The 8,634-nt window shown below is 38.5% G+C and carries 8 protein-coding genes; all 8 read right to left on the bottom strand.

Annotated elements, in window-relative coordinates; genetic code table 11:
- The coding region (locus L655_RS0115285; protein WP_024605490.1) for an aldehyde dehydrogenase family protein at positions 1-611 on the bottom strand (611 nt) is incomplete at its 3' end.
- Positions 612-801: 190 nt separating this feature from the next.
- Positions 802-2,277, bottom strand: a complete 1,476-nt coding sequence (locus tag L655_RS0115290; protein ID WP_024605491.1) for an SLC13 family permease — start codon at positions 2,275-2,277, stop codon at positions 802-804.
- 9 nt (positions 2,278-2,286) lie between these two features.
- Positions 2,287-3,243 carry a porin gene (locus L655_RS0115295; RefSeq protein ID WP_024605492.1) on the bottom strand — a complete coding sequence of 319 codons (957 nt, stop codon included), beginning with the start codon at positions 3,241-3,243 and terminating at the stop codon, positions 2,287-2,289.
- Between the two features lie 176 nt (positions 3,244-3,419).
- Entirely contained in the window at positions 3,420-4,784 is a 1,365-nt protein-coding gene (locus L655_RS0115300) for a sigma-54 dependent transcriptional regulator (protein WP_024605493.1), read from the bottom strand.
- Positions 4,777-6,507 carry an ATP-binding protein gene (locus L655_RS0115305; protein ID WP_024605494.1) on the bottom strand — a complete coding sequence of 577 codons (1,731 nt, stop codon included), beginning with the start codon at positions 6,505-6,507 and terminating at the stop codon, positions 4,777-4,779. Before L655_RS0115305 ends, L655_RS0115300 begins: the two co-directional genes overlap by 8 nt.
- 190 nt (positions 6,508-6,697) lie before the next feature.
- On the bottom strand, positions 6,698-6,961 hold the full coding sequence (locus L655_RS0115310) for a hypothetical protein (RefSeq protein ID WP_024605495.1): 264 nt from the start codon (positions 6,959-6,961) through the stop codon (positions 6,698-6,700).
- A 161-nt stretch (positions 6,962-7,122) separates the two neighbouring features.
- The gene (locus L655_RS0115315; RefSeq protein WP_024605496.1) at positions 7,123-7,374 is read right to left on the bottom strand and encodes a hypothetical protein; all 252 of its coding nucleotides are present in this window, start codon (positions 7,372-7,374) and stop codon (positions 7,123-7,125) included.
- Positions 7,375-7,577: 203 nt separating this feature from the next.
- Positions 7,578-8,546: an IS30 family transposase gene (locus L655_RS0115320; RefSeq protein ID WP_024604033.1), complete on the bottom strand. Its 969-nt coding sequence runs from the start codon at positions 8,544-8,546 to the stop codon at positions 7,578-7,580.
- Between the last annotated feature and the right edge of the window lie 88 nt (positions 8,547-8,634).

Below are 8,634 nucleotides of genomic sequence, written 5' to 3' on the forward strand. Positions count from 1 at the left end.
ATTACTAATTTACCAACGGCCGATGACCCCGTAAATAATAAATGAGCAAATGGCAGTGATGAAAACTGCGCGGCTACGTCGCTACCGCCTTGTATTATTTTGCAATGCGTTTGTATGTCGTCTTTAAATATTTTTTCGATAACGACGTTTGTGTGAGGTGTAAACTCGCTTAATTTGAGCATCACTCTATTACCGGCAGCTATGGCGGTAAGCACAGGTACTAACGCTAACTGAATCGGGTAATTCCACGGTGCAATAATACCAACCACACCTTTGGGCTGATAATTAACACTTACTTTTGAAGGCCATAAGCTTAAACCCACAGAGCGATTACTTGGCTTTGCCCATTTTGGCAGTTTTTTAATAATGTGCGCGAGTGTTTGCACTGTAGGCAGTATATCGCCAAGTAAAGTATCGAAAGCGGTTCTGTAACCAAAGTCTTTTGAAGCAGCATCTACTAGCTCTTGCTCAAGTTCAACAATACGTACACGGAGTTTTTTCAATAAAACGAGACGTTTATCAATTGGCAAGTAAGGCGTTTCGAGAAAGCTTTTTTGCAATTCATCAAACTGGGGAATTAAAGGCATTGCCTGTGATGTCTCAGTGCTCAAAATAGGTTACTCAATTTTTAAAGTTATTAACGACTATAACCTTGTTCTGTTTTTCGAGCAATAACACTAATTATCTAAAAAAGAGCTTCTTAAGCAATATAAATAAGCATAAAGAGTAGCTTTGTTTAAAACTGTAAATATAAACAAAGCTACTCTGGCATAGGTTGGTTGGAACTAATTTAGTTCAGCTTTAAAAGCCAAATACTTGGGCTGCAATCGTCATTGTAACCAGCGTAATTAATACAATAGCCACAATGTTTAGCACAAAACCCGCTCTTATCATGTCACGCATTTGAATTTGCCCTGAGCCAAACACAATAGCATTTGGTGGTGTCGCTACCGGCATCATAAACGCACAACTACACGCTATAGCTGCTGGAATAACCCAAACCAATGGTGAACCTGTTATAGACTCTGCAACGGGCCCTAACAAAGGAAGAAAGCCCGCTGCAGTTGCTGTATTGCTTGTGATCTCAGTTAAAAACGTAATTAATGCCACAACAACAAGTACACTCAAAACAAGTGGAATAGTGCTAGCGCCTTCAATTAGGTGAGCAATAAATTCAGCAAGCCCTGATGACTTAATTTGAGATGCAAGTGTAAGCCCGCCACCAAATAATAATAAAACGCCCCACGGCACTTTAGCTGCGCTTTCCCAATCAAGGATACGCTCATCTTTGCCTTTATTCGCTGGCATTACAAACAACAGCAATGCCGCTGCAATTGCAATAGTAGTATCTGAAATATTAAGACCTGTTATGTCACCTAATAAAGGTCTAAATATCCAACACAGTGCTGCTAAAACAAACACAAATAACACGCCTTTTTCGGCGCGCTGCATTATACCTAGGCTTTTTAACTGCGTTGAAAACACCGCTTTTGTATCAATTTTCTGATCGTTTTTAATATTAGCATCTACTTTATACGCAAATTTAGTAAGCCAAACCCAGCTAATAATTAGCATGCCTAAAGACAGTGGTACGCCTACAATCATCCATTGCGCAAAGCCAATTTCTATTTGGTAACTATCTGACAAGTAAGCAGCCATTAAAGCATTAGGCGGAGTACCGATTAAGGTAGCAATACCACCAATACTTGCACCATAAGCGATTGATAACAGTAAGGCCTTACCAAAACCTTCATTACTCGGGTCTGATTGCTTTACTAAATTGGTAATCGAAAGCGCAATAGGCAGCATCATTACAGCTGTTGCGGTATTAGACATCCACATCGACAAAAATGCGGTTACCAGCATCATGGCTAAAATTTGCAAGCTTGGCTTTTTACCCGCATATAACATGGTGCTTAGCGCAATACGTTTATGTAACCCCCAACGCTCCATAGCAATAGAAATTAAAAAACCACCTAAAAATAAAAATATTAGCGGGTGCGCATACGGGGCAGCCACGCTTTTAATTGCTGCTATATCAGTAAGTGGTGATATTACCAGAGGGAGCAAAGCAGTTGCTGGAATTGGTACTACTTCGCTCACCCACCACGATGCCATCCAAAATGCTAAACCTGCGGTTTTAAATGCCGCTACAGACATACCCGTTGGTGGATCGAGTAAACATGTCAATAGCATTACTACAGGGCCTAGTATCAAAAAAAGCCATTGGAAATGTCTTTTCTTATCTGGTTTTTGCGTGAGTATATTATCTGTCATGGCAGGCCTCTAAAATTTGTATTTAAGACCAAGCGCAACACTGCTGTCGTCTTGTTCTTCTAAATTAAGGTCGGTGTATAAAAGGTAAGCAGTTGTTTGCTTATCAAATACATAGTCAAGGCCCGTAGTCCATTGCGTTGCCTCAGAAGTTTGACGAAGTAAAGAATCATCTTTAGCAAACTGTAATTTAGGTACCCATTTATCAAGCGTATAGCTTGCACTTAACACATAACCGTTACCTGATTTTATACCATCTGTTGATTCAGAATGCTGATATAGCGCACCAAGCTGTAATTGTTCAAATTTATAGGCTGCTGCTATTCGGCTCGCATTAATATTATTAAGAGAATCAACATGGCTTAATGATAAGTAATATGAGGTGTTTTTTAAGCTACGATCACCATAAATAAAGGTTGCTGCAAATCCAGCTTCATTATCTTTGTTGTCATCTTTTGGAGCGTAAGTAAACGAAAATTGCGTATTATGCCAATACTTAGAAGTGTATGTTATCGTATCACCAAGTCTATCTTGTCCTGCAATAACTTGAGCTATGTCACCTTGGGTTTCATTAAAGTTATCAACTTTGCCCTCAGAGTATTTAAAGCGAGTATCATTTCTTCCCACTACAAGCTCGCCAAATTGACCTTTTAAACCAAGATAAGTATTCCTTGCACTAAATGGCTCTTCGGTGTCATCTTGCTCAAAGCCTTTTACTTGCACTTCGTATTTAAAAACAACGTTTAAATATTCATTTAATTTGTGTTGCCCTTGAATGCCTATACGCGAAAATGGCGCTTCAATCTGCGTGCCTTTTTCTGCGTAACGCATAATACCTGTATCTGTATTAGCAATTTGCACTTCGGCTTTACCATATACAGCATATTCAGCCGCTTGAGCAGAGTACGAGCAAATAGCAAGGCCAGTAATTGAGGTGAGTAAAATACAGGGGTGTGTAAACTTTATCATTATGTGTCCTGATTATTAGAATCTACTTGTTGTCAGTTCTAATAGAGCAACTTTACTGCCAATGATATAAAGTTATTAAATTTCAAATGGTTGGTTTTATAAATCAATAATAAAAGAAGAAAACGTGCGGTTTTCCACACATTAAAATAATTAAATTGTCACAAATACCGCACATATTAGTCAGTGAACATATCGCGGTTTAAATTGTATTTACTCATTTTATCGTAAAGGGTTTTACGAGCTATTTGCAGTGTACCCATCGTATTTTTAATACTGCCATGGTGTCGCTCTAGGGCTTCTTCTATTAATGACTGCTCATAAAAAGTAACTTTTTCAGATAGACTTAAATCGGGTGAAAGCTCACCTTTAGCCTGCGTTTTACTAACACTAAAAGCGAGCTCAACTCCTAATAAAACCGCGCGTTCAGCTTGATTTCTAAGCTCTCTTACATTGCCAGGCCAATTGTATGCAATTAAGCGCTGTTGTAACTTACTATTAAGGGGGGCTGGTGGTTTGTGGTAACGCGTTGCTGCAATGGAGCTAAAATGCTTAAACAGTAATACTATATCGGCTTTTCGGGCGCGTAGTGGCGGTATGTTTACTTTTACCAAGCTGAGTCTGTAGTATAAATCAGCTCTAAATTCGCCTTTTTCCACTAACGAAAGGAGGTCTACTTTGGTCGCTGCTACAATTCGTATATCTAAATTAATAGGCGTATTTTCGCCGACAGGTGTAACTTTTCGCTCCTCTAATACGCGCAGTAATTTAACCTGCAAAGACAAAGGCGTACTTTCAATTTCATCTAAAAATACGGTGCCGCCTTGCGCAAATTCAAACTTACCTTTGCGAGCATGAGTTGCTCCCGTGTAGGCACCACTTGCTGCGCCAAATAACTCACTTTCTATTAATTGCTCAGGCACTGCGCCGCAATTAATCGCAACAAAGTTAGAACTAGAACGAATGCTTTGGTCGTGTAAATAACGTGCTACAAGCTCTTTACCCGTGCCTGTTTCGCCTTCAATCATCACATCAGCAGGCGTATCAATCACGGTATTGAGCAAATGCATCATGTCTTGCATTTTAGGCGTATCACCCAATATGCGAACGCCGGGTGCTGAGGTTTTTTGTACAGCTAATTTTAATGCACGGTTTTGAATTACAAGGCTGCGTTTATCGCAGGCCCTGGCTATGCAGTCGAGTAGTGTTTCATTAAGTGGCTTTTCAAATAAATCATAGGCCCCTAGTTGCATCGCTTTTACAGCAATTGTTACATCGGCATAACCTGTTAAAAATATAACCGGAAGCTCACTGTCAAAGGCAGTTACTTGCTCAAGCAGTGTTATCCCGTCCATTGTGGGCATATTTATATCGCTAAGCACCACCCCCATAAAACGGCGGTTGAGTTTAGTTAAGGCGGCGCTTGCATCGCTAAAACACTCAACTGTATAGCCTTCAAGGGTCAGTAATTGCTTTAAAGAATCTCTGATCATAGCTTCATCATCAATAATAATGATGTGCTTACATGCTGATTGTTCAATCATCTGCTTTATCCTGCGTACTTGATAAGCTTATTATAAACTCAGCCCCCCCTTCTAATCTATTATGTGCACTTAAAGATCCACTAAACGAATCAATAATTTGCTTTGATATAGATAACCCAAGCCCTAAACCATTACTTACTTTAGTACTGTAAAATGGTTCAAATAAATTACCAAATGCATGCTGTTCGATACCCGAACCGGTATCTAAAATTGAGAGTTTTACGCGGTTATCAAAGCATTCAACCTTAAAGCTCAATTTCCGAACTATTGCGCCATTCATTGCCTGGCTTGCATTAGTAATTAGATTAACCAGCACTTGCTCAAATTTAAGCGAATCTACCCATACAATCAACGTGCCATCTATTTGAGGTTTCTCTACTTGGACGTTATCTTGCTTTAATTGCGAGCTGGCTATCATTAAAGCGTTATTAATTAAACCCGCCAATGGGTGAGGCCGTAACTGAGTTTGTGAGGGTTTGCTAAAATGCTTTAACTGTCCGACTATTTTGTGCACTCGCTCTACAAGCCCTTCAACAACATTAAGGCTCTCAGCTAGAGCGCTATAGTTTTGCTTAGCTAATAACCTTTTAGCACTTGCAAGGTAAGTGTTAATTGCACTTAATGGCTGGTTTATTTCATGATTAATGCCCGCACTTAACTGCCCTATTGTGGCCAGCTTAGCAGATTGCACTAGCGCAACTTGTGCTTTTTCAAGCTCTTGCGTTCGCTCAATTACTTTTGTTTCTAAACTGTGTCTTGAATATAAAAGTTTTTTATAGCCAGCAAAACGAGCCAGCAAGCTATAGCCTATAATAGTTATTATACCGTAAATAACACTAACCCAAAATAATCGAGGTAATTGCGCCGAATTTACAGAGGTTACATCAACAAGAACATACATATTTGCGCTAAAGTAACGCAGTGGTTTAGCTGCGCTTACATATAACTTTTTATTTATTTTATAATGCGTTATACCTTCACTAATATATTGAAATTGCTCAACATATGCAGGTTGATGATCTAAATATGCTCTGCGTAATTTAATATCACGACGTTGCGTTATATCAAACTTACTAAAACTATTTAAACGCCAAGCGGGCACATCCGACATAGCAATAACGTCATCAGTAAGCTGCAAGTAAAAATGACTCGCCATTGATGTATTTAAAAGCTCTCTATCATTTTCAAATTTACTTACATTAACCTTTAATACCACAACACCTACCGCTTTGTTGTCATGATAAACTGCTTGTGAAAAATAAATTCCTCGCTCTTTTGAGCGCATACCTAAGGCAAAATAGGCAACTTTTTCGCCTGCAAAAGCACGTTTAAAATAAGGTCTAAATGCAAAGTTACTACCTAAAAAGGTGTAATCAACTTGCCAATTGCTACTCGCAGTTACTTCACCTTGAGTATTAAGTACAAATATATCAGAGGAGCCACTTGCCTGTTGAATGTCGGCCAAGTAATTATTAATAGCGCTATAGTGTTGGTTTTCACCACTCACAAAATCAATCATTAACTGATTATAAGTAAGCAGTTGTGGGATAGCAGAAAAGCGAACTAACTCGGTATCAATATAATTATTTAATTGGGTGACTTGACCCTGTGCTTGCAGCGTTGCTTTTTCAATATCGTTAGCGCGGCCTACCCAAAATGTAACAACTAAAATTAATACTAATAATAAACATACTGTAATTATTCTTTTAGAAAACGAAAACATGGCCTGCCCGAGAAATAGCCTAAAAATTTAAGGCAGCTAGTGTAACGACTTATAGGATACAGAGATATAAACTTTTTGTTAACAAAAGCATTTAATTATACTTACTAACAAAATTTAATCCTAAAAACAAAAAACACCGCAAACAGTTATGTTTGCAGTGCCTAAAATGTAGAACAAAATTAATACTTTATTAATTTGTAGCTAAAGCTGATCTATTTTTTAAGTATTTGTATAAACCGATTAATGATGCGGCTATCCAAAATATTTCAATCACAAAGCTTGCTAAATTAAAGTTATAGCAAAGGCTAATTAACAATAAAATCGCCCCTGTTAAATTCATCATATTATACGTTAGGCTAGCTGGAGACGTTTTACCTAGCTGCAGTAAGAAAAATGAACCAACTACTAAAAAAGTACCTGTCATGCCTATGATGTCAAATAAGAGTGCTATCACGAAACTATCCTTTATCCATTTTTAAATAACCCAATAAACTGGCCCGATCCATGGGGGGGGTGTTTTTTCATTCATTGAAACAGCAAACCGAGCGATTCTATCAATATGGTAAATTCTAACAAGGCCATATGTCCGTAAGGAGAAGGCTTTACTTCAAAACTTTATTTAAACGTTACTTTTCCGCCGATAATTTTATAGGCTGGTGCACCACGAATAATAGCCTCTCGGGCAAATGGGCGACTGCAGTTAGGGCAAATACATGGCTCACTTGTAAAGTCTTGACTAATTCGCTCTTTAAAACACTTAACTAATGCCCCTTTCCCTCCTTTTCGGTATTTAAATAACGAAACTTTACAGGCTGAGCAAAAAATATCGACCGTTTTAGTAGGGCCTTTTTTATTGGGTTTTGCCATTACGTCCTACTGGATTATAAAAAGTAATTAACTATGATATCAGTTTAGATAGGTAAAGGTTACAACAGGAACTTAGAATTTTTATGCGGTATGTTTATTGAGAATAAGCTCATAATAATTTTGCGGCTATAAATAAATCCAGCTTAATCTTTAAAAAAGAAGCGGTTTAATTGAGACTTGAATTCAAGTATTAAGTGCAATCATTATGCAGCCACCAGAACTTCTGATTGCCCCGTAAATAATTCATGAGGGGTTTTATACCCTCTTGTTTTTCTTGGCCGATGGTTGAGCTTATCAACTGCCGCCTGTATCTCTGCTTCACTTAGCGCCATAAAGTCAGTTCCCTTGGGGAAGAAGCGTCTAAGTAAGCCGTTGGTATTCTCATTTATGCCCCGCTCCCATGATGAATAGGGATGAGCGAAATACACATCAGCTTCTAATGCTTGTGCAACATGCTCATGGTGAGCAAACTCTTTTCCATTATCTAACGTCACGGTAATAACCTTACCTTTATATGGTGTCATACACTTGATCAGCGCATCGGCTGTTATTTTCGCATGCTTGCTTTCAATTCTGTGAACGACTGTATATAACGTTTTACGTTCAACCATTGTGACAAGCGCATTTTTACGCCCTTTACCTATCACTGTATCGCCCTCCCAATCACCAATCCTAGACTTTGAATCCACAATACTTGGGCGTTCATCAATGCTGACTCGATTAACTATCTGTCCACGTTTATCATAGCTTCCATAGCGTTTTTTATACTTTTTACATGCACGAGTGAGTGTCTTATGTAGCTTGCCACCACGAGCCTTGTCTCTGTAAATATATTGATAAATTGTTTCATGATGTAAAACGACCTGTTTCTCTAAAGCTAAGCGGCCTGCCACTTGCTCAGGGGAAAGTCCGTCATGCAACAATTTATTAATCCAGTGAGTGACGTCCTCTGTTAACTTACTTGCTTTGAAAGATGACTTACGTCTTTGTTCAGCAAAGTTATTGGCTTGGTTAGGCCGATAGCCTTTAAGTCCTTTATTGCGTTTTAGCTCTCTAGAAATAGATGACGGTGAACGAGTTAGTTCTTCAGCTATCTGCTTTTGGTTATTTCCTGCTTTTATTAACGCGTAAATCTGGTATCTTTCTTCTTGTGTCAGCTGTTTATATTTCATTAAAGCAATTTCCTTTGGCGAGAAAATGGCCGAATTATAACAGCTGGCCATCTAATCTGAGAAATTGCACTTATTATCCGAATTTAGG

Origin of the sequence: Pseudoalteromonas sp. TAE79 (assembly GCF_000498015.1) — a bacterium.
In the GTDB taxonomy this organism is placed as follows: domain Bacteria; phylum Pseudomonadota; class Gammaproteobacteria; order Enterobacterales; family Alteromonadaceae; genus Pseudoalteromonas.